The sequence below is a fragment of the Roseibium salinum genome, assembly GCF_026240905.1.
In the GTDB taxonomy this organism is placed as follows: Bacteria; Pseudomonadota; Alphaproteobacteria; order Rhizobiales; family Stappiaceae; genus Roseibium; species Roseibium salinum.
This window is the reverse complement of record NZ_JAPEVI010000003.1, coordinates 132396-154213: the sequence shown is the minus strand read 5'-3', so window position 1 is coordinate 154213 and position 21818 is coordinate 132396. Positions and strand designations below refer to the sequence as shown.

General features: G+C 62.2%; 24 protein-coding genes and 1 pseudogene. 15 read left to right on the top strand and 10 right to left on the bottom strand.

Features of this window, described 5'->3' with window-relative positions:
* Positions 1-182: 182 nt before the first annotated feature.
* The 8 genes and pseudogenes from ON753_RS05145 to ON753_RS05110 all read right to left on the bottom strand — a co-directional run bounded on the left by ON753_RS05145 (position 183) and on the right by ON753_RS05110 (position 8724).
* On the bottom strand, positions 183-1832 hold the full coding sequence (locus tag ON753_RS05145; RefSeq protein ID WP_265961500.1) for a dihydroxyacetone kinase subunit DhaK: 1650 nt from the start codon (positions 1830-1832) through the stop codon (positions 183-185).
* A gap of 11 nt (positions 1833-1843) precedes the next feature.
* Positions 1844-2839 (bottom strand): ABC transporter ATP-binding protein, encoded by a 996-nt coding sequence (locus ON753_RS05140; RefSeq protein ID WP_265961499.1) that lies wholly within the window; start codon positions 2837-2839, stop codon positions 1844-1846.
* On the bottom strand, positions 2832-3929 hold the full coding sequence (locus ON753_RS05135; protein WP_265961498.1) for an ABC transporter ATP-binding protein: 1098 nt from the start codon (positions 3927-3929) through the stop codon (positions 2832-2834). Before ON753_RS05135 ends, ON753_RS05140 begins: the two co-directional genes overlap by 8 nt.
* A gap of 5 nt (positions 3930-3934) precedes the next feature.
* Positions 3935-4123 (bottom strand): hypothetical protein, encoded by a 189-nt coding sequence (locus tag ON753_RS05130; RefSeq protein ID WP_265961497.1) that lies wholly within the window; start codon positions 4121-4123, stop codon positions 3935-3937.
* A complete protein-coding gene (locus ON753_RS05125) occupies positions 4120-5061 on the bottom strand; it encodes a carbohydrate ABC transporter permease (RefSeq protein WP_265961496.1) in 942 nt (313 codons plus the stop codon). The genes ON753_RS05130 and ON753_RS05125 overlap by 4 nt, the downstream gene beginning before the upstream one ends.
* The gene (locus ON753_RS05120; RefSeq protein WP_265961495.1) at positions 5058-6005 is read right to left on the bottom strand and encodes a carbohydrate ABC transporter permease; all 948 of its coding nucleotides are present in this window, start codon (positions 6003-6005) and stop codon (positions 5058-5060) included. Before ON753_RS05120 ends, ON753_RS05125 begins: the two co-directional genes overlap by 4 nt.
* A 137-nt stretch (positions 6006-6142) precedes the next feature.
* Positions 6143-7461, bottom strand: a pseudogene (locus ON753_RS05115) (ABC transporter substrate-binding protein).
* 234 nt (positions 7462-7695) lie between these two features.
* The gene (locus ON753_RS05110) at positions 7696-8724 is read right to left on the bottom strand and encodes a LacI family DNA-binding transcriptional regulator (RefSeq protein ID WP_265961494.1); all 1029 of its coding nucleotides are present in this window, start codon (positions 8722-8724) and stop codon (positions 7696-7698) included.
* A 494-nt stretch (positions 8725-9218) separates the two neighbouring features.
* Here ON753_RS05110 and ON753_RS05105 point away from each other — a divergent pair, with 494 nt between their 5' ends.
* The 3 genes from ON753_RS05105 to ON753_RS05095 are packed head-to-tail and all read left to right on the top strand — an operon-like array spanning position 9219 to position 11435.
* On the top strand, positions 9219-9899 hold the full coding sequence (locus ON753_RS05105) for an amino acid ABC transporter permease (RefSeq protein ID WP_265961493.1): 681 nt from the start codon (positions 9219-9221) through the stop codon (positions 9897-9899).
* Positions 9896-10606: an amino acid ABC transporter permease gene (locus ON753_RS05100; protein ID WP_265961492.1), complete on the top strand. Its 711-nt coding sequence runs from the start codon at positions 9896-9898 to the stop codon at positions 10604-10606. The genes ON753_RS05105 and ON753_RS05100 overlap by 4 nt, the downstream gene beginning before the upstream one ends.
* A gap of 40 nt (positions 10607-10646) precedes the next feature.
* Entirely contained in the window at positions 10647-11435 is a 789-nt protein-coding gene (locus ON753_RS05095) for a transporter substrate-binding domain-containing protein (protein ID WP_265961491.1), read from the top strand.
* Positions 11436-11482: 47 nt separating this feature from the next.
* Here the strand turns inward: ON753_RS05095 and ON753_RS05090 are convergent, their stop codons facing one another.
* Entirely contained in the window at positions 11483-12472 is a 990-nt protein-coding gene (locus ON753_RS05090) for a zinc-dependent alcohol dehydrogenase family protein (RefSeq protein ID WP_265961490.1), read from the bottom strand.
* Between the two features lie 100 nt (positions 12473-12572).
* Between ON753_RS05090 and ON753_RS05085 the strand changes: the two genes are divergently transcribed.
* Positions 12573-13514 carry a LysR family transcriptional regulator gene (locus ON753_RS05085; RefSeq protein ID WP_265961489.1) on the top strand — a complete coding sequence of 314 codons (942 nt, stop codon included), beginning with the start codon at positions 12573-12575 and terminating at the stop codon, positions 13512-13514.
* Here the strand turns inward: ON753_RS05085 and ON753_RS05080 are convergent.
* Entirely contained in the window at positions 13511-14128 is a 618-nt protein-coding gene (locus tag ON753_RS05080; protein ID WP_265961488.1) for a TetR/AcrR family transcriptional regulator, read from the bottom strand. The genes ON753_RS05085 and ON753_RS05080 overlap by 4 nt on opposite strands.
* Before the next feature lie 119 nt (positions 14129-14247).
* Here ON753_RS05080 and ON753_RS05075 point away from each other — a divergent pair, with 119 nt between their 5' ends.
* From ON753_RS05075 to ON753_RS05025, 11 genes are all read left to right on the top strand, one after another.
* Positions 14248-15012 (top strand): NIPSNAP family protein, encoded by a 765-nt coding sequence (locus ON753_RS05075; RefSeq protein ID WP_265961487.1) that lies wholly within the window; start codon positions 14248-14250, stop codon positions 15010-15012.
* Between the two features lie 75 nt (positions 15013-15087).
* Positions 15088-15411 carry an ArsR/SmtB family transcription factor gene (locus ON753_RS05070; protein ID WP_265961486.1) on the top strand — a complete coding sequence of 108 codons (324 nt, stop codon included), beginning with the start codon at positions 15088-15090 and terminating at the stop codon, positions 15409-15411.
* Positions 15408-15818, top strand: a complete 411-nt coding sequence (locus ON753_RS05065) for an SRPBCC family protein (protein WP_265961485.1) — start codon at positions 15408-15410, stop codon at positions 15816-15818. Before ON753_RS05070 ends, ON753_RS05065 begins: the two co-directional genes overlap by 4 nt.
* Before the next feature lie 50 nt (positions 15819-15868).
* Positions 15869-16333, top strand: a complete 465-nt coding sequence (locus tag ON753_RS05060) for a DUF1801 domain-containing protein (protein ID WP_265961484.1) — start codon at positions 15869-15871, stop codon at positions 16331-16333.
* Positions 16330-16566, top strand: coding sequence for a hypothetical protein (locus ON753_RS05055; protein ID WP_265961483.1), 237 nt, complete (start codon positions 16330-16332; stop codon positions 16564-16566). The genes ON753_RS05060 and ON753_RS05055 overlap by 4 nt, the downstream gene beginning before the upstream one ends.
* A gap of 376 nt (positions 16567-16942) precedes the next feature.
* On the top strand, positions 16943-17710 hold the full coding sequence (locus tag ON753_RS05050; protein ID WP_265961482.1) for a matrixin family metalloprotease: 768 nt from the start codon (positions 16943-16945) through the stop codon (positions 17708-17710).
* Positions 17711-17898: 188 nt separating this feature from the next.
* Positions 17899-18489 (top strand): PRC-barrel domain-containing protein, encoded by a 591-nt coding sequence (locus ON753_RS05045; RefSeq protein WP_265961481.1) that lies wholly within the window; start codon positions 17899-17901, stop codon positions 18487-18489.
* A gap of 81 nt (positions 18490-18570) precedes the next feature.
* Positions 18571-18705 (top strand): DUF2848 family protein, encoded by a 135-nt coding sequence (locus ON753_RS05040; protein ID WP_265961480.1) that lies wholly within the window; start codon positions 18571-18573, stop codon positions 18703-18705.
* 40 nt (positions 18706-18745) lie between these two features.
* The gene (locus tag ON753_RS05035) at positions 18746-20026 is read left to right on the top strand and encodes an amidase family protein (protein WP_265961479.1); all 1281 of its coding nucleotides are present in this window, start codon (positions 18746-18748) and stop codon (positions 20024-20026) included.
* 126 nt (positions 20027-20152) lie between these two features.
* Positions 20153-20752 carry a nicotinamide riboside transporter PnuC gene (gene pnuC / locus ON753_RS05030; protein ID WP_265961478.1) on the top strand — a complete coding sequence of 200 codons (600 nt, stop codon included), beginning with the start codon at positions 20153-20155 and terminating at the stop codon, positions 20750-20752.
* Complete coding sequence (locus ON753_RS05025) at positions 20749-21786, top strand: AAA family ATPase (RefSeq protein WP_265961477.1); 1038 nt, start codon at positions 20749-20751, stop codon at positions 21784-21786. Before pnuC ends, ON753_RS05025 begins: the two co-directional genes overlap by 4 nt.
* Positions 21787-21818 lie beyond the last annotated feature (32 nt).

Sequence of the window (21818 nt, the reverse complement as noted above, 5' to 3'; positions counted from 1 at the left end):
AGAGCGCTCCGCGCTTCCTCAGGATGAGGGGGTGCCAGTGGCCAGGCGGCTCGGTCGCGTCTTTCTTCAGAACCGCTGAAAGCGCACCAATTCAGCGCTTACCGCCCGCGTCCACCCGCATTTCTGACGGCAAGAAAAACCGGCAGACCGTCCGTGCTGGACGGTCTGCCGGAAGGTGCCGCTCAAGCGGTCCGGGAGGATAACAGAGCCGGTTGATCGGCAAGCTGCTCGAAGAGGCGCGCAACGGCTTCGGCGCCCGGGTCGTTGTGGCCTGACAGGCTGGCCTCGGAGACGTAGGACGCCCTGCCCGCGCGCGCCCGGGTGATCCGGGCCGTGGCGTCGGCGCCCTGCCGGGCTTCCCGCGCCGCGGCCCCGATGCCATTTTCGAGGGCATTCAGCGCCGGCAGCAGGGCGTCGATCATGGTCCGGTCGCCCGGCTGGGCGCCGCCCACCTGCATGATCCGGTCAAGCCCGGCCTTGAGGGCGCCGATCGCATCCCGACCGCTGGACGAGGCATCGCCCGCGGCGGCAAAGAAGATTGCCAGCAGCACCCCGGACGATCCGCCCATGGTCTGGCTGAGTTCCAGGCCGATCGCCCGGTAAAGCTGGGTGAGATCGGCGAGCGGCAGACGGTCGAGGGCGCGGATCAGCGCACGCGCTGCCGTTGCCAGCGTGCTGCCGGTGTCCCCGTCCCCGGATTTCAGATCGAGCACATTCAGATCGTCTTCCGCCTCGATGAGGATGTTGCAACAGCGCTCGATGAAGGCGCGCGTCTCCGGGTCTTTCGACGGCAGCGGCCGGATCGGCGTCAGCCCGTCCGGCAGGGGCAGCACGGAGACCGGACCGAGCGCAAGGCAGCCTGGCCAGGCCCAGGGCGCCACCGGCGCCTGGAGGGCCGCCTCGTCCGCCTTGCTGACCGGCAACAGGGACACGGAGAAGCCGTGCATGTCGAGCGAGGTCATCAGCGCCGCCGGGCCGATCAGCCAGCGGATCCGCCCGCCGATCCGCGACAGGGTCAGTTCCTCGGCGAGCACCGCCATTTCCAGCGGCGTCGTGCCGCCGAGATTGTTGAGGATCGCCACATGGGGACCGGGTGAAAGATTCGGCTCTAGCCGGTCGACCACCATCGCCATGGCGGCCCGGGCATTGGAGAAGTCGACCTGCTCGACACCGGCCTCGCCGTGAATACCAAGGCCGAGTTCCGCCTTGCCCAGGCCGATCCGATCTTCCTTCGGTGCCCCCGGAATGGTGCAGGTGTCCAGCGACATGCCGATGGAAATCGCGCCGCCGATCACACGTTTGGCCGCTTCGGTGACGGTATCGAGATCCGCCCCCTGGTCGGCCAGCGCGCCGGCGATCTTGTGCACGAACAGCGTCCCGGCGACCCCGCGGGCCTGCGGCAGGTCCGGCAGGGCGACATCGTCATCGACGATCACCATGTTGACCTTCAGCCCGAAGGCCCGCGCCCGTTCCGCCGCCAGGCCGAAATTGAGCCGGTCGCCGGTGTAGTTCTTGACGATCAGCAGGCAGCCCGCCTTGCCCGTCACCGCCAGAATGCCGGCCAGCACCGCATCCACCGAAGGCGAGGCAAAGACCTCGCCGCACACGGCCGCCGTCAGCATGCCCTGGCCGACGAACCCGGCATGGCTCGGCTCGTGGCCGGAGCCGCCGCCGGAAACGAGGGCCACCTTCGATCTGTCCCAGTCGGCCCGGACGACCACCTTGATATGCGGATAGCCGTCGAGGCGCGCCAGCCGTCCGCCGGCGGTTCTCAGGGTTCCGTCGATCGCCTCGGTGACGAGTGTTTCCTTCGAATTGATGAACTGCTTCATGTCCCGTCTCCTCAGGCAATACGTGCGCCGGCGGCGTCGAAGAAAAGCGGATTGCGCGGCTGAATGGCGACCATGTCGCCCGGCTCGTAATCCTTGTTTGGGTCCGAAAATGTGACGATGTCATGTCCCTCCAGGGTCAGGTGCAGGCGGATCTGGTCGCCCAGGTGCTCCACCCGCTTCACAGTAGAGGACTTGCCCTCGCCTTGCGCGATATGTTCGGGCCGAAGGCCGATCGTCCTGGCACCGCCCGGCGCGCCGGCAAACATCTCCGCCGGCAGCACGTTGATGCGCGGTTGGCCGAGCCGGCCGGCCACATAGAGGTTGACCGGGTTCTCGTAGATCTCCCGCGGTGTGCCGAACTGTACCAGCCGGCCGTGATCGAGCACCCCGACATGGGTTGCCATGGTCATCGCCTCGATCTGGTCATGGGTGACATAGAGCAGCGTTGCGCCGAGACTTTCCTGTACGCGCTTCAGCTCGATGCGCAGGTCCGAGCGGAGTTTTGCATCCAGCGAACTCAGGGGCTCGTCCATCAGATAGATCGACGGATCGCGCACCAGGGCCCGGCCGATCGAAACCCGCTGCATCTCGCCGCCGGAAAGATTGGTCGCCTTGTTGTTGAGCTTGTGGGAAATCCTGAGGACTTCCGCGACCTCGTTCACCTTGCGCTCGATCTGCGCTTCCGGGGTTTTCAGCAAGGGCGAGCGCAGCGGAAAGGCCAGGTTGTCGCGCACGCTCATATGCGGATAGAGCGAATACTGCTGGAACACCATCGCCACGTTGCGCTGCGCCGGCGTCTCGTCGGCAACCGCCCGGCTGCCGATGAAGATCTCGCCCCGGTCGGCCTGCTCCAGCCCGGCGATCAGCCGCAGAATGGTGGTCTTGCCCGCCCCGGTCGGGCCGAGCAGCGTGACGAAAGCGCCGTTCGGGACGGTCATGCTCACCTCATCGACAGCAACGGTCTCCCCGAAGGTCCTGGTGAGATTGGACAGCCTGACCTCAGACATGCGCCAGCACTCCCATATTGAGGTCCGAGCGCAGGGCACGGCCCGATTGATTGTCGAACAGGGTGACTGCGGCGCCGTTGAATTCCAGGCCGACATGCTCGCCCGTGCGCACCGGCTGGTCCGACGGGATCCGGGCCTTGAGCTCGCCATTGCCGGCTTCCAGCGTGACGATCTGCGTGGTGCCGAGATATTCCGCCGCGATCACCTCGCCGCGGCAGGTGCCGCTGTCGCTCAGCGAAATATGCTCCGGCCGGATGCCGTAGACGAGGTCGCCCTCGAAGGGCTCCTGCTGCCGCGGCACGGCCAGGTCCTCATGATGCATTTTCACGCTGGTGGACCCGGGCTGGACCTGGCCATGGAACCTCAGGAAATTCATCGGCGGCGAGCCGATGAAGTCGGCGACGAACATGCTTGCCGGCTTGTCATAGATGTCCCGCGGCGTGCCGAACTGCTCGATCACGCCGTGGTTCATGACGACGATCTTGTCGCCCATCTGCATGGCTTCCAGCTGGTCATGGGTCACGTAGACGGTGGTTGCCCGCATCCGGTCGTGCAGGGCCCGCAGTTCCTCGGCCATGCGCTCGCGGAACTCCGCATCCAGCGCCCCCAGCGGCTCGTCCATCATGAAGGCCTTGGGGTCGCGGACGATCGCCCGTCCGAGCGCGACACGCTGCCGGTCTCCGCCCGAAAGCCCGCTGACCGGCCGGTCGAGAATGTCCCCGATGCCGAGAATGCGGGAAACCTCCTCGACCTTTTCCGCAACCTGCGCCCTGGGCATGCCCTGGCTGACCAGCGGATAGCTGATGTTCCTGCGCACGTTCATGTGCGGATAAAGGGCGAACATCTGGAAGACGAAGGCGATGTCGCGTTTGCTGGCCGGCTTCCGGCCGACCTCCTCGCCGTCGATATAGATCTCCCCCGAAGTGGGCAGTTCCAGCCCGGCGATCATGCGCAGGGTTGTCGTCTTTCCGCAGCCGGACGGACCGAGCAGCATGAAGAACTCGCCGTCCTCGATCTTGAAGGAGGAGGACTGCACGGCGGTGAAATCCCCGAACTCCTTCCTGAGGTTTCTGATTACGATCTCTGCCATGACAGTCACTCCGGAAAGTGGCTGACGACGATGAACATCACCGTTCCGGTCAGCGTGACGATGAAGGAATAGGTGTAGGCCCACAGGACCAGCGGCTGCATCAGCATGACCACGCCGACGGCGATCAGGATGGATGCCAGCATTTCCCAGGACCCGCGGCGGAGGTGGACAAGACCACTCAGGAACTCGCTCATTTGCGTACCGCTCCGAATGTGATGCCACGCAGAAGATGCTTGCGCAGCAGGATGGTGAAGACCATGACGGGCACGAGGAACAGCGTTGCGCCCGCCGCCACCGCCGGCCAGTCCTGGCCGCCGACGCCGATGATGGTCGGGATGAAGGGCGGCGCCGTCTGGGCCGTGCCGGATGTCAGCAGCACCGCGAACGCATATTCGTTCCACGAAAAGATCAGGCAGAAGATGGCGGTCGAGGCGATCCCCGTTGCCGCCTGCGGCAGCACGACCTTGTAGAAGGCCTGGAAGCGCGTGTAGCCGTCGATCAGCGCCGCTTCCTCGTATTCGCGCGGGATCTCGTCGATGAAGCCTTTCAAAAGCCAGACCGCCAGCGAGATGTTCACCGCCGTATAGAGCAGGATCATGCCGAGATGGGTGTCGGAAAGTCCCAGCGTGCGGAACATCAGGAAGATCGGGATGGCGACGGCGATTGGCGGCATCATCCGGGTGGAGAGGATGAAGAACAGTAGATCGTCCTTCAGCGGTATCTTGAACCTGGAAAAGGCATAGGCCGCCAGCGTTCCGAGGAAGACCGACAGGAAGGTGGAGCCGAAGCCGATGATCACGGAATTCAGGAACCGCTCGCCATAGCGCGACGGGCCGGCGATCACCATGTCGCGGTCGCGGACGATCTCTTCGTACCAGGTCGCCGGAGGCGGCAGGGCCTCGAGCTGCTCGGGCGTGACCCGTGTGCGCGTCGTAAAGAGGTTCACATAGCCTTCAAGCGAGGGCTCGAAAACGATTTTCGGCGGATAGGCGATGGCGTCGACCGGCGACTTGAAGCCGGTCGTCAGGATCCAGACCAGCGGCAGCAGGGTGATGACCGCATAGGCGATGACCAGCGTGCCGGCGGCCCATTTCTGCCGCGGAGACGGTTCGGTGATCGAATAACTGCTCATCTTTCTTTCACCTTGTTGAGGGCTTTGACGTAGATCGAGGCGAGGCCGAACACGGTCACGAACAGGACGATCGCGTAGGCCGAGGCATAGCCCGTACGCCACTTCTCGAATGCTTCCCGCTTGAGGTTGATGGAGGTGAGTTCGGTCACCGACCCCGGTCCGCCGCCGGTCAGCTGCACCACCAGGTCGAACATCTTGAAGTTCTCGATGCCGCGGAACAGGACGGCCAGCATCAGGAACGGCAGCACCATGGGCACGGTGATGGTCCAGAACTGGCGCCACTTGCTCGCCCGGTCGATCTCCGCGGCCTCGTAGATATAGTCCGGTATCGACCTCAGCCCGGCGAGGCAGATGAGCATCACGAAAGGCGTCCACATCCAGGTGTCGACGATGATGATCGCCCAGGGCGCCAGGTCGACATCGCCGATCATCTGGAAGGAGGACGGATCGATGCCGGTGAAAAAGGAAACGCCGTAATTGAACAGGCCGATCTGCGGCTGGTAGAGGAAGGTCCAGAAGTTGCCGACCACGGCCGGCGACAGCATCATCGGCAGCACGATCAGGGTGGTCCAAAGGTCGTTGCCCTTGAACTTCCGGTTGATCAGCCAGGCCAGCGTGAAACCGATCAGCACCTGCAGGACAATCGTCCAGAACAGGAAATGCGCCGTCGCCTGCATGGTCAGCCAGATGTCGCCGTCGGTCAGGATGCGCTGGTAGTTGCGCAAGCCGATATAGTCGACCTCGCGGCCCGGCCGGTTGGCGCGAAAATTGGTGAAGCTCAGGTTGATCGTCCAGAGCAGCGGAAAGATGTTCACCGCAAGCAGCAGGAAGATCGTCGGCGCGACGAAAAGCCAGGCGATCGTGCGATCGGAAAACCCTCGGATCTTCGCGGCCACGGAGGGCGGCGTCGCCTTTGCAACGCGGTCTATGGGGGTGTCGGACATGTGACGCTCTTTTGGAGAAACGGTTCCGGAAAGACGCGGGGCCAGGAGCCCGGGCCGGCCTTTCAGGGTGAGGCAGCCCGCCTGATGGACGGGCCGCCTGCTGTTTGCCGGTTGACCGGCTGCCTAGGGTACGGACCCTAGAGCTTGCCTTCGTCCTCGAAGACCTCGGTCCAGTCCTCGATCAGCTTGTCGAGCGCTTCCTGCGCCGTGCCCTGGTCGGCGACCACATAGTCATGCAGCCGTTTCTGCATCGCCAGCAGCAGCTCGGCATAGGCCGGCTCCTGCCAGAAATCCTTGACGTTCTCCATGGCCAGAAGGAAGTCGGGAGCGAAGGGGGCGCTCTCGGCAAAACCGGGATCGTTCAGCACGCTGAGGTGACAGGAATAGCCGCCGAGATCCCACCACTTCTTCTGAACCGAGGGCTGGGCGAACCACTTGACGTATTCCAGCGCCGCATCCTGCTTGTCGGAATAGGCGACCACCGAGATCCCCTGCCCGCCGAGCGTCGAGGCCGGCACGTTCTGCTCCGGATTGACGAAGAAACCGATCTTGTCGCCGCCGACATCCGGGTCGGCATAAAGGCCGGGGAAGAAGGCGAACCAGTTCATCGCCATGGCCACCTGGCCCGACTTGAACGCATCGAGCGACTGTTCCATGTAGCTGTCGGTGTAGCCGGGGGTGTCGCTGTCTTGTAGAGCTCCTTGTAGAACTCCAGGCCGGCCACGGCTTCCGCCGAGTTCACCGCGCCTTCCATGTCGTATTGGCCCGGCGTCATTTCGTATTTGAAGCCGAAGGGATACATGGCGCTGGTGGCGCCCATGGTGATGCCTTCCGAACCGCGCTCGGTGAAGATCGCCGCGCCGTAGCGGGTCTTGCCGTCGATCTCGCGGCCCTGGAAGAACTGGGCGACCTCAAGCAGCTCCGCCTGGGTCGTCGGCGGGGCGAGATCCCGGCCGTGCTTGTCCTTGAATTCCGCGCTCAGGTCCGGATTTTCGAACCAGTCCTTGCGGTAGAACCAGCCGTTCGCATCGCCCATGGCCGGCAATGCGTAATAGTTCGGCGATCCCTTCGGCCAGGTGGAATAGGCATGGACGGTCGCCGGGGCGAAATCGTCCATGCTGATGCCTTCCCTGTCGAAGAAGTCGTTCAGCTTGACATAATGGCCGTTTTCGGCGCCGCCGCCGATCCACTGGCTGTCGCCGATCAGAAGGTCGCACAGCTTGCCGCCGGAGTTCAGCTCGTTGAGCATGCGGGACGCAAAATTCGGCCAGGGCACGAATTCGAAATGCATCGTGTGGCCGGATTCGGCTTCAAATTCCTTGGACAGTTCAACCAGCGCATTGGCCGGATCCCAAGCGGCCCAGCACAGCGTCAGGTCGTCGGCCCGCGCATTCGACACGTTAAGTCCGCTCACCGCCACGAGAGCGGTTGCCGCGAGAAGTTTCGCAGTCTTCATGGGTGATTTCCTCCCGAAATGATCGCGCACCGGCGCCCGCCGGGCAGCAGCACTCCTCCAAGTGCAGGATCAACCTAATTGACATACGTATGTCTCGTCAATCCACAAATTGACATACGTATTTCTTTTTGAGAGTCAAAATTCTTACCAAAAAGCTGTGATCCAGCTTCAGGACATTGATTCAGATAGGAATTTACTGATTAACGTCTGTGCGAAACTTGTGCGAAAATCTGCTCAATAAAGGTTCTCGCGCAGGATGATCTCGATGCGGATCTGCTCCTGGGCCTCGAAAATGACCGTAGCGTCGCACTTGGCACGCATGACGCGCAGGGCGCTGCGGACGAGATGGCCGACATTCTGGGCGATCACCGCATCGATCTCGCCATCCGTGAGGCCCTGCCGCGTCACGGCGGTCAGGTCGTGGGCAATCACCACCAGGTCCTTCACATCCGCATTGTCCCGCAAGGCATCGAGCATCACCGCATTGCCCGAGCCCATGGAATAGACCGCCTTGAGGTCGGGATGGGCGGTGAGCGCATGCGCGAGGGTTTCCCGGATGCGCTGCGGGTCGTCGTAGAATTCGATCGTCGGCAGGGCTCTCAGGCGCGGGAAATCCCGTGACACCACCTCGTCCATACCATAGCGCCGCTCGATGCTGTCGCGGGCCACCATGGAATTGGTGACGACCAGGATGCTTCCGGTTTCGTTGCGCAGGAACTTTCCAAGCAGGGCTCCGGCCGTCTGCCCGGCGGAAAAGTTGTCGATGCCGACGAAGTGGTCGCATTTCGAGTTCGGAAGATCGGAGACGAAGGCGACGACGTGAATACCGGCTTCCCTGATATGCGCGATGGCATCGCGGACCTGCGGGGTTTCCGGCACCATGATCGCCACACCGTCCAGCGAGTGGAGATCGAGCGTTTGCAGGCGGGCGACGATCGCGTGCGGGTCGCCGGCATTGACGGGCATGATCGCCACATCCACCCTGTCGCTCGCCTGCGCATAGCCCGCCTCACGCACCGCGGCCACGATCGTCTCGACAAAATGATTGGGGCCCTCGGGAAGCACGAAGACGAATTTGTAACGCCGCTGCTTGGCGAGATTGGCGGCATGGGTGTCGCGCACATAGCCGAGCCTTTCGACCGCCGCCTTGACCCGTTCGGCATTCTTGGGCCTGACATCCGCCCGGCCGTTCAGGACCCTGTCGACCGTCGACAGGCTGACACCGGCCTCGCGCGCAATATCATGTACGGTCGGTTTGGCCATTCCACCTCCAGGGCAGGCTAATCTGCGCGGCGAACTGACATACGTCAATCAAAATGCAGCTCCCATCGCCCTCAAGCGAAATTTGTTCCAAGGATTTCAAGCGATTGAGAGTCAGTTTGCTCCAAGGCCGATGTAAGCCGATTCAGCAAAGGCCGCAACCGCCGAGGCAACGCACGGCGGCCGCTTGCAGTGTCGTCAGTCTTGTCCGAAGTGCTTTTCACCAAAGTTCAGGATTACATCACTTCCCGCGAAGGCGTGTGGCTGACGACAAGCGACGAAATCGCACAACGCGCCCACCAGTTGGGCAAACGCATAAAAAACCGGCACGGAGCGCGGCGGGATCCTTCCCGGGCAAGGCAAGGCGTTCAAATGCCAGCCGTTTACCCGGCGTCAGATGTCCCTCACCGGCATGGCACGATTATTGCGGATGACGGCCAAAACCAAAAACAGGGGATGACGCTTGTCCTTGCAGTTGAACTCATCCGGACGGCACCATGGCCGACCTTAGATTTTTCGAGATCTACCGTAATCATGAATATCTGTGGCTGCTCTTCAACGGAGCCCTGGTCAGCGCGGCGCTGACGGTCGGCGGCGGGCTGTTCGGATTTCTGTTCGCCGTCCTGATAGCCGCCGTGCGCCATCACAGGGTCCCGGTCCTGGCGCATGTGGCAACCGTCTATGTGGAACTCATCCGCAACACGCCGCTGATCGTGCAGATGTTCTTCGTCGCCTTCGGCCTGCCGCTGCTGCTGGGCTACCAGTGGCCGTTCTGGGCTCATGCGCTCCTGGCGCTGACGCTGAACTTTTCCGCCTATTTCGCGGAGATCCTGCGCGCCGGCCTTGCCTCCATCGGCTCCGGACAGACCGAGGCCGCCGACGCGCTCGGCCTGCCGCGCTGGCTCTGCTTCCTGAAGATCACCTTCCCGCAGGCAGCCGCCGCCATGTATCCCTCGCTCAACAGCCAGTTCATCTTTCTCTTCCTGACGACCGGCGTCATTTCGGAAATCAGCGTTACCGATCTCACCTGGGCTGGGCTCTTCATCGACAGCCGCAGCTTCCGTTCCTTCGAGGTATTCTTCACGCTGACGGTGATTTACGTTCTGATGTCGCTGACCTTCAAGACCGCCCTGGCGATGCTGCACGACCGGCTGTTCAAATGGAGGACCGTCCGGTGAAGGAGATCTTTACAGACGTTCTCGGCAAGCCCTTCGGCATCGTGCTGTTCCAGCTTCTGGAAGCCACGCAATTCACCATCTATCTGTCGCTGATCGCCTTTCTGGGCGGCGGTCTCATCGCCCTTGCCGTGACGGCCGCGCGGGTGTCGCCGCTCAAGCCGCTCAACCGGGCCTTTGCGGCCTATACCTGGCTGTTCCAGTCCGCCCCGCTCCTGATGCTGCTGTTCCTGTTCGGCCTCGGCGTGCCGCGGCTGTTCGACATCCAGGTCGACCCCTGGTACGCGGCCGGCATCGCGCTGACTCTCTATACCAGCGCCTATCTGGCGGAGGTCTGGCGCGGGGCGCTGACGGCGATTCCCGCCGGCCAGCATGAAGGCGGCAAGGCCCTGGGCCTCACCTTCGTGCAGATCATGGTCCTGATCATCCTGCCCCAGGCCGTCCGGCTGGCAATCGCGCCGACGGTCGGCTTCATGGTGCAGATCATCAAGGGAACGTCGCTGGCCTATATCATCGGCTTTCACGACCTGATGGCCATCGGCAAGCGCTGGGCGAATGCATCGGTCCCCGGCACGCAGCCCTTCATCATCTATCCGATCATGGCGATGATCTACTTTTCGCTCTGTTTCCCGTTGTCCGTGTGGTCCCGTCGCCTGGAAAAACGCCTCGGCTCCACATCGTCCAAGGGCCGCCCGACCGCGGCCGCCTGATTGTTCCCGTCTTTTGATGAAAGCAAGGAGTTAAGTGGAAATGTTCAAGAAAATAGCCGGTCTGGCGGGCGCGGCCCTGGCCGCCGCAATGCTGATGACCGCTCCGGCCTCGGCGGAACTCAAGGACATCCTGTCGGCAGGCAAGGTGCGCGTCGGCATCCCGGAAAACTTCCCGCCCTTCGGCTCGCTCGGCCCTGAGGGCGAATATGTCGGCTACGATGTCGACGTCGCCAAGATGATTGCCGAAGATCTCGGGGTCGAACTGGAACTCGTGCCGGTGACCTCCAAGCAGCGCATTCCGTTCCTGGAGACCGACCGGGTGGACCTCGTTGTCGCCACTCTCGGCGCCAATCCGGAGCGGGCCAAGTCCATCTGGTTCTCCCATGCCTATGCGCCGTTCTTCTCCGGCGCGTTTGCCAAGCCGGATGTCCTGGTCACCAGCATCGCGGATTTCGCCGGCAAGACCATCGCGGTGACCGGCGGCACGCTGGAAGACCTGGCCATCACCGATGACGCGCCTGAAGGCGCCGAAATCATCCGCTTCGGCGACAACGCGGCGACCATTGCCGCCTATGTCTCTGGCCAGGCGGATGTGATCGTCACCGGCAACATGGTGGCGCTGGGCATCACCAACGACAATCCGGACCTCAAGCTGGAAAACAAGTTCATCATTGCCAACTCGCCCTGCTATATCGGCGTGAAATCCGGCAACATCGACCTGCTCCAGTGGGTCAACGTCTTCGTTCTGCACAACAAGCTGAACGGCGCGCTGAACGGGTTGTCGGAAAAATGGCTGAACGCTCCCCTGACGCCCCTTCCGGCCCTGTAACGGTCATGCGCGCGGGCACCGGCCGCGCGCCGCCTAGGGTGCGCATCCTAGAGGTTCACGACAACCTTCCCGAACTGCGCGTTGCTCTCAAGATAGCGATGCGCCTCGATGATCTCTTCGAACCGGAAGGTCTTTGCGATGACGGGCCTCAAGGCTCCCGCTTCGACGGCGGCAAGAATGAACGCTTTCGCGGCCTGAAGTTTCTCAGGGTCGGCGATGATTTCGTGGACGAGATATCCCCGCATGGTCAGGCATTTGCTGAGCACGGCAAAAAGCGGAAATGGTGACGGCTCCGGACTGAGACCGCCATATCCGACAAGGATCCCGCCCCGGGACATGGCCCCGGTCAGGGGCTCCAGGATCGGGCCGCCGACTGCATCCAGCACCACCCGCACCTCGCCCGGACCGGCAATGTCCTTGAGCCGGGTCTCGACGTTTTCCTCGGCCGAAGCCACCACATAAGCAGCGCCTGCATCGTAGAGCGCCTGGCGTTTGCGCCCGGTGCGGGTGATGGCAACGGGGATTGCCCCGACATGGTTTGCGATCTGGATCGCCGCCAGGCCGACACTGCTGGATGCGGCGGTAATGGCGACGAACTCCCCTTTCGCGAGCCCGGCGAGATCGATCAGGCCGCCATAGGCCGTCAGGCCGGCCATCCAGAGCGCGGCGGCTTCCGTCCAGCCAAGCGACGGCGGATGCTTGACGATGTGACGGGCCGGAAAGGTGGCAAGGTCTCCATAGGCGGGATAACGCGCCATGGAGATCGGCGGAACGACGCTGACCGCATCGCCGGGCACCAGGCCCTCGACGCCGTCTCCAACGGCTTCGACGAGCCCCGCCGCCTCCAGCCCCAGGCCGGATGGCAGGTCCGGCGTTTCGATATAGGTTCCGGCCCGCATCAGCGCTTCCGCGCGGTTCAGGCCCAGCGCCCGGACGCGGATCCGGACCTCACCGGCACCGGGCGCTGGCATGTCCACTTCTTCCAGGCGCAAGACTTCCGGACCGCCATATTCATGAAAGCGAACCACACGTGTCATCGAGATCACTCCAAACCAGTTGAACTGAATGATCTATGACAGGCGCGGATTTGCTGATAAACACGCATAATCAGCAATCACTATAAACCAATGGTTTTGAATGGATCGTCTGACCAGCATGGCCGTCTTCGTCAAGGCTGCAGACCTTGGATCCTTCGCGGCCGCCGCGGAGGCGCTTGGACTGTCCGGGCCGATGGTCGGCAAGCATGTCCGCTTTCTGGAGGAGCGCCTGGGCGCGCGCCTGATCCATCGCACCACCCGGCGGCAGAGCCTGACAGAGTTCGGCAAGGCATATTACGAGCGCTGCCGGATCGTGCTTGCGGAAGCCGACGCCGCCGATGCGCTGGTCGCCGATCAGTTGAAGGAACCACGCGGCCGGCTGCGCGTCACCATGCCGATGCATTTCGGCCGCCGCTGCGTGACCCCGGTCCTGCTGGAGCTTGCAAGGCAACATCCCGGCCTCCAACTGGACCTGTCCTACAGCGACCGCATCGTCGACCTGGTTGAGGATGGCTACGATCTCGCCATCCGCACCGGCAGTCTCGATGACCGGGCGGGCGTAATCGCGCGCCGTGTCGCCCGCCAATGCATGACAGTCTGCGCCTCTCCGCAGTATATCGAACGGCATGGCGCGCCCGGTTCGCTCGACGATCTGGCTCGGCACCGCGCGGTTCTCTACCATCGCACCGGTCCCCAGCCGCCCTGGCTGTTTCCGCGGAAGGACGGGCCGCCCGCCCAGGTGTTCCCCGCCGCCGGATTGCGTGTCGATGACCTGGAAGCGGCCGCCGACGCCGCGGCCGCCGGAGCAGGCCCGGCCTGGCTTCCCTCCTGGCTGGTGCGCGACCGCATCCGTTCCGGCGAACTGGTCGAACTCCTCACCGGCACACCGGGCTATCTTTACGATGCCTTCGCCCTCTGGACGCAAACACCCTACATGCCGCCCAAACTGCGCGTTGCCATCGACGCGCTTGCGGCGCAGCTGCCCGGCTACATGATTTGCGACGAAACCGTTTTATCTGCCGCCGGCAGCGATTCAGATTAGCGAATTCCCAGACAATCCATGTAGCGCTCCACCTGCACCATGCAGGACTTCAAGGGCTCCGGGTCCTGGGCGGCCCTGGCCATTGCCATGGCACCGGAATAGGCCGAGACAATAAACATGGCGGCGTCCTCGGGGTCCGCCTTTCCAGCTGGCATGCCGTCGGACCGGATCTTCCTTGAGAGCGCGGCGCACCAGCGCTTGAAGATCCTGTCCACTTCGGTCCCAAAATCCGGGTCCATCAGAGCCATGTCACGGGCAAGATTGTTCAGCGGACATCCGGTGACGGACCCCTTGTCCTCAAGTGCGGCTATGATCGCGGCAAAGACGGCCAGGACCCCCACCCGCGCGGAGGGAGCGGATTGCACCGGCTTCATCCATGTTTCCTCGACAGCGCGGCTCACACGCTCGCGCAAAACCGACAGGCCGACATCTCTCTTGGCGGGGAAGTGATGGGCCAGCGCCCCGCCGGAAACGCCGCTCTTCTCGCGCAGATCCTGCATTGAGGTGGCGTGATAGCCATCGCTTACAAAGGCGTAAAAGGCGGCATCGATCACCTTGTCCCTCATCGCCTGGGGATCGTTCTTTCTGCCCGCTCGTCTGCTGCCGGGTGTCACGTTGGTAAATCCAGTTCCGCAAGGGTTTTGACATCCAAGAAATAGCATCTTGACAAAACAGGTCAATTATCCTGTTTATCGAAAACAGGATAATCGTCCTGTTTTAAGGAGCCATACCCATGAAAACCCAGACCATTGAACGGGAAGACTTCGCGCCGGCGGGCGTGATCGAACTGCGCCGCTATCGCCTTCAGCCGGGAACGCGGGAGACACTGATCAAGCTGTTCGATCGTGAATTCATCGAACCACAGGAAGAGGCCGGAATGCGGGTGATCGCCCAGTTCCGCGACCTCGACGACCCGGACTGTTTCGTCTGGCTGCGCGGATTTGAAGATATGGAAAAGCGCAGGAAGGCACTCGGTACTTTCTACGCAGGTCCGGTATGGGCCAGGCACAAGCACGAAGCCAACGGAACCATGGTGAACTCCGACAACGTTCTTTTGCTTCGCCCGGCATCTGCTCAGGCTACCTTGTTCCCGGTCCGGAAAACACGCCCACCCAGAACAGCCGGCGGTGATCGTACCGGACTGGTGATTGCCACCATCGCCTATCTCGCCCCGAGAAAAGAGGCCGATTTTGCCGGGTTTTTCCGTCAGTCGGTCGAACCGCTTCTTGCGGAAACCGGGGCCACGGTGCTCGCTGCCCTGGTTCCCGAGCGATCGGAAAACACCTTCCCGCGGCTTCCGGTCAGAGAAGGTGAAACCGTTTTCGTCTGGTTGTCGATCTTTCCCGATCAGGAACGATATGCCGACCATCTGGAAGCCTTGAACGCATCCCGAACCTGGATTGAAGACATCCGGCCGGAGTTGGACCGGCGGGTCTCGCGGCCCAACGAGGTTTCAAGGCTGGTGCCGACAGCCCGCTCACTCCTTCAGTGGGACTGATCCGAATTCAGACTTGACTCACCCATAACCGGATGGTTATCAGTTGAACCAATAACCAGGGAGTTATGAATTCAGATGCAGCACGCGCACGACATGCTTTTCAGGACGCTTGCCGACCCGACGCGGCGGGCGATTTTCGAGCGGCTGTGCAGCGAAGGGGAGCAGACGGTCGGCGCCCTGACGGCCCATGCCGGGGTGTCGCAGCCGGCAGTCTCCAAGCATCTTGGCGTACTCAAGCAGGCCGGCCTGGTGCGCGACCGGCATGAAGGACGCCGGACCCATTACAGCGCGCAAGTCGAGGCCCTGGCGCCTCTGACCGACTGGACGAAGCGGATGAACGGCTTCTGGCAGCGCCGCTTCGACGATCTCGAGGATCTGCTTAGAAGGATGGACCAATGACCGACACAGAGGCCGAAACGCTCTCCGTCATTGTCGAACGGGAAATAGCCTTTCCGCCGGAAAAGATCTGGCGCGCCCTCACCCAACCGCACCTGATCGAGGAGTGGCTCATGAAGAACGACTTCAGGCCCGTCATCGGCCACCAGTTCAACGTCAGCGCCGATTGGGGCATCGTCGACTGTGAGGTCCAGGCGATCGAGCCGCACAGGACGCTGTCCTACAGCTGGGACACCAAGGACCTGAGAAGCGTCGTCACCTGGACGCTGACGCCGACGGAAAACGGAACCGTCCTGCGCATGGAGCAGCAGGGCTTCCAGCCCCATCAGCAGCCGTATTACCGGGGCGCACAGGCCGGCTGGCCGCGGTTCCTGGACGCGATGGAAGACGTCCTGGCCAAGATGGACTGAACGCACCCGCAGGCGCCCCAAACGAAACCAGCACACGAGTTGCATGAACCATGAAGACTGCACCCGCACAAGCCCGGACGGACGCTCCGGGGCAGCAAGACCCGTCCCGTCTGATCGATGACAGGATCCGGGAACTGGGCGACTGGCGCGGCGAAACGCTTGCCCGCGTCCGCGCCATCATAAAAAAGGCAGAGCCCGAAGTGGTCGAGGAATGGAAATGGCGGGGCGTTCCCGTCTGGTCCTCCAACGGCATCATCTGCACGGGAGAGACCTACAAGAAGGCCGTGAAGATGACCTTTGCCAAGGGCGCCTCGCTTGACGACCCGAAGGGCCTCTTCAACGCCAGCCTCGAGGGCAACACCCGGCGGGCCATCGACATTCACGAAGGTGAGGCAATCGATGAAGAGGCGCTGACCGGGCTCGTCAGGGCCGCATCCGAGTTGAACGCGGCCACGGCGGCCCGAAGAGCCCAAAAGAAGAAGACGGCATCGCAAGCGAAAAGGAAAACATCATGAGCTTCAACGGATGGATACGGCAGATCCACCGCTGGCTGTCGATCGCCTTCACCCTGGCGGTGGTCGCAAATATCGTTGCCATGTTCACGCTCGGGGAAAGCGAGGCAGCGCTGTGGATCGGGTTTTCGGCCCTGATCCCGCTGATTCCCCTCCTGATCACCGGCCTCTACATGTTCGTGCAGCCCCATGCCGCCAGATGGCGCGGCACGCGCACGGCCGCCGCACGGGACTGATCCGCATTGACCGGACAGACGCTCCGGCTCTTCTAGAAACACCCTTGCAAGCGCTCACGACCGGACCTCATGCGCACCGGCCGGACATGCCGTTCCTTCGCCAAGGTGTGGCATTCAGGTTTCGGGGGAAGGAAAATTGTGCATGGCTCGAGTGTCGGGCTCAAAAACCTGGGTATCAGACTTCTGCAGGGGTTTTCACGTTTATTCTGTCCCGTTATGGTTCACCCGAACTTGGCGGATACGGCATCGTTCGGCGTAATACTCCTTACCGCTTTAAAACGAAAGCTTAGCGCTGGAAGAAGTGAGAGTTTAACTTCCGGTAGCATGAAGACGTGTGCGACATGGCATGCATCTTCAGAATATAAAGAGAGCGACATTGAAAGCGGTAATCTCTTTTTCCCTCGTTATAGGCTTGAGCCTCGGCTTTTACTCTCCGGTACATGCCGTCGGTGCCAGCAAATTCACGCCGCTCACACTGGACGACCGTCTGGTGAAATGGGGAAGCGCGAAGATCGGCACTCCTGCCCACGTGACCTATGCGTTTGTCGAGGGCCCGATCGTTCAACAGGACGCCCGCAATTGCCGGGCCATGGATAGCCTGGAGCGGATTGCGCGGCGCACCGGCCATTCGATCGACGAAATCAAGGCCGAGACCGCAGCGGCGTTTCAGCTCTGGGACGAAGTGAGCGGCATCACCTTCTCCGAAACCGAGAACGTGAGTGAGGCGGATATCCTGGTGGGCGCGCAATCCCTGCCAAGGGGCTACGCCTTCACCAACGTTCAATACGAGAAGGATGGGACAGACCTTCGCGAAAGAGCCGTGGGCGGCAATCGCGGTCTCAACAAGCCGGAACTGGAACCAGGCGAAATGCGAAGCAGGTCACAAGACCTCACCGTTGCGGGGATCACCCGCTCGGCCGTGTGCCTCAATCCGGCACATGACTGGAAGATCGGTTTCGACGGCAATCTGGACAACTACGATCTCCGGTACACCTTCGCCCACGAGATCGGACATGCGATCGGTTTCGACCACCATATACGGCACCGTTCGATCATGCATTTCAAGTACGCGGAAGGATTCCGCGGCCTTCAGCCGGGCGATATCGAAGGCGTCCAATGGCTTTATGGACCCGCGGCCGATTGACACCAATTCGACACGTTTATCGTGTATGGACGGCGTAATATTTTCGCGTAACTCGTTGATTTCTTTGCACCCATCGAAAGGTAGCCGAGTCCGGAAAAATCCTTTTTCGCGCCCTATGTAATTAGATGTGTCTCACTGAAGGAGCTCGTTTGCCCCTTGTAGGACGCAGATAACGAAGGGAGTGAATGATGACCAGCAAGTTTCTGACAACCGCTACTGCGGCCATTGCGCTGTCGTTAAGCCCCGCACTGGCACAGGAGGCAACCCAGCCTCAGACCGATGCCCCTCTCATCGAGGAAACGATGCCGGGCACTGAGGCTCCCGCCGAGATGGCGCCGGACACGTCCCAGAGCGACGAAATGACACCGGACGTGGCCCAGGGCGACCTTGAATTCCTGGCAACACAGAAAGACGGGACCTGGCTGACCAGCGACCTGATCGGTCAGGACGTCACCAACCCGGCCGGAGAATCCATCGGTGAAGTGGCTGCCCTCGAAATCGGCCAGGACGGCCGGATTACCACTCTCATCATCGACGCGGGCGGTTTCCTTGGCATCGGCGCCAAGCAGGTCGCCGTCCCCTTTGATGCCGTCGAGCATGTCAGGGAGGGTGCGGAAACTCAGAGCCTGGTGATCCAGGCTACGCTCGAGGAGGTTGAAAGCGCCCCGGAATACATGACGCTGCTGGACAAGCAGCGTGAAGAGGAAGCCGCACAGGCACAGATGGAAGCCGAACAATCGGTACCCTCGACAACCACTGAACCCATGACGGCTCAGTAAGCTCGACTAGGCCAGTGGCAGCCGCCGGCACCAGCCGGCGGCTCGCTCACGCGCAATTCCTTACCCGAAACTCTTCTCCTGATGCTCTGCGGCACGCTGCCGGCCATCGGCGGCGTCCGTCCGGCTTCGCAGTTCAAGATGGCGCTGACCGATCCCCTGTCCGGCCGTTCGATAGACTGGACATATTCAAGCTCGTCGCTTGAAATCGTTTCGTGATATCCCTCAGGTGAACCGTCTATTAAAGGGCCATACCAGAATGAGCGCACCGTTTCCCTGGAGTGTCGAAACCGTGGAAAGCCGGCTTGAAGATGCTCTTCAGCAAGCTTCCGGAGATCCGGCCGCAGCCGCCGTTTTCACCAGGCTTCTTGAACACAGGGCCAGGATCCAGGCCGGGGCGGCCGCAAATGCGGACAGCCCGCTGGCAGGTGCGCTTCTCAGCGTGAAGGCGCTTTTCGATGTCACCGGGATCACCACGACCTCGGCCACGAAGGTTCTGCGGGACGACCCGCCCGCACATGCCGATGCGCCGGCAATCGCCCGCCTTGATGCCGCGGGCGGTGTCTTTGTTGGCCTGACCAACATGTCCGAATTCGCCTATTCGGGCCTCGGGCTGAACCCGCATCACGGCACACCGCAAAACCCGGCTTATCCGGGCTGCACGCCCGGCGGCTCCACGAGCGGCGGCGCGGTCTCCGTCGCCCTCGGCCTGTGCGACATGGCCATCGGCAGCGACACGGGCGGGTCCCTGCGCATTCCGGCGGCCTTCACTGGCACCATCGGTTTTAAGCCGACCCAAGCCTCCGTTCCGCTCACCGGCGGCAAGCCCCTGTCGGACAGTCTCGACAGTTTCGGTCCGATCGCCAGAAGCGTCGCCGCCTGCGAACTGGTCTGGCAGGTCATGGCGGGTCTGCCGGCCATGGCCTCGCTGCCCGGCCCTGCCCGCCTTGTGGTTCCGGAGAATTTCGGCTTCGACGAGATCGATCCGCAAGTCGCCGCGGGCTTTTCCGCCCTCGTCCGCCATCTTCGCGCAAGCGGATATGAGGTGATCGAAAAGCACCTCGCTTCGCTTGATCTCTACAGCCACGTTCCCCCCTGGCACATGACCTCGGTGGAATCGCGCGCCCACTACGAACAGCATTTCCAGGCCTCGCCGGACCGGTTCGACCCGCGCGTTCACGCCCGCATGGCACGGGCAGACGAAATCACGGCCGTCGAATACCGCCAGACCCTGAACCGGCGGGCAGACTTCATCGCCGCCTTCCGCGAAGAACTCGGCGAGGACATGCTTCTACTGCCAACCACCCCGATCCTGCCGCCCGAGGTCAGCGCCCTGGCCGACGACGCCACCTTCAACCGGCTGAACCTGCTCGCCCTGCGCAATCCATCCCTCGCCAATGTCGCCGACGCCTGCAGCATCGCGCTTCCCTACCAGTACGAAGGCCTGCTCCTGAGCGTCATGCTGACCGCCGCCGGCGGGCGGGACAGCGCTCTGCTGGCCTGCGCGAAGACAATTGAGGAAGTACTGGGGGCTCTTTAGCCGGAGGAAACGGGACAAGCAGAACGACCGGCCGAGGGATCCGTCCATCCGGCCGGACGCTGTTGATAGCCGGACGTTTCGTGTATCTGTTATCCATTGGCGGATCGTCTTGGACCTTTTCCTGAAATGATTGACTTTTTCTTCGCAATGATCGGCAGCACTCCCATCGAATGGATTGCAGTGGCCTGCGGGTTATTCAATGTCATCCTGATCATTCGCCGATCGATCTGGAACTATCCGTTCGGTTTCGTGATGGTGTCGCTCTATTTCGTCATCTTCTGGGATTACAGGCTCTATAGCGACGCGCTGCTTCAGGTGTATTTTTTCCTGATTCAGATTTACGGCCTGCAGGTGTGGCTGAACGGCCGGGCCTCCGATGGGCGTGTTGTCGTGGCTCCTCTGTCGCAGCAGGCATTTCTGGGCTACCTCGCGGCCACCGCCGCGGCCTGGCTCGTTATCGGATGGTTCATGAGCACCTTTACCGACGCGGCCGCTCCCTACTGGGACGCTGCCGTGGCCGCCTTCAGCGTCACGGCACAGTTTCTCATGTCCCGTCGCTATCTGGAAAGCTGGATCCTGTGGATCTGCGTCGACCTGCTCGCGATCCAGCTCTTCTACAGCCGAGACCTCGCCCCGACGGCAGCGCTCTACACCGTTTTCCTGTGCCTTGCCATTGCGGGCCTGATGCAATGGTCCCGCGCACCGCGGGAAATGCGTGCACAATGACGAGAGGCTTTATCCTTGGCAAGTTCCTGCCGCCGCATGCAGGTCATCTGTTTGCCTGCGAGGTGGCGCGCAACCGTGTGGAAGAGCTGACGGTTCTCGTGTGCAGTCACGACGCCGAACCGATCCGGGGAGACCTGCGCGCCGAATGGATGCGGGAGTGCCTGCCTCAACCCGGTTGCCGTGTCGTCCACATGCACCGAGATATTCCACAAGAGCCGAAGGAGCACCCGGAGTTCTGGTCCATCTGGAAGAGCGCCATCCTTGAACATCACCCGGAGCCGATCGACTGGGTTTTCGGTTCGGAACCCTATATCCATCAACTCGCCGCAGAGCTGGGAGCCAAACCGTTTCTAGTGGACATCGAGCGGCATGCCGTTCCGGTGTCGGGAACCGATATTCGCAGCCGGCCTGACCGGCACTGGATGCATATCCCCCAGCCGGTTCGTCCCTATTACCAGACGCATGTGACGCTGCTCGGACCGGAAAGCGCCGGAAAATCGGTCCTTTGCACAGAGCTGGCAAACCACTTCGCCACCCTGGCCATTCCGGAATACGGCCGCGACTACGACGCTACCTTCAAACGCGGCGCGGACTGGACCACCGGGGATTTTCTGACCATAGCGGAAGGACAGAGATCACTGTCCCGTGCCATCAAAAGGCGGGCGGGGCCGGTGGTGTTCGAAGATACCGATCTCCTGCAGACCATCGTCTGGTCCGAAGCTCTGCTGGGCGCGGCTCCGCCCGGATTGGTGCAGCAACTGGAAATCCACTCGCTTCCGCAGTTATACTTGCTGCTCGGTCCCGAGATGGGCTGGGTGGATGACGGTACGCGGTATCACGCCGAGCCCGTGACAAGAACATGGTTCTTCAACCGGTTGCTGCATTGGCTGGAACGCATCGGAGCCGATTGGACGATTATCGCGGAAACGGCCTGGGACCAGCGTCGGCAACGGGCCACGCAAGCGGTCCGGGAGAGGCTGTCACAGGGACCGGACCACTCGTTCCGCCGAAAAACGGTACCGCAATCGGCATAGGCAACGCGGGCCGCCTTCCCGTTCTTCAGTCG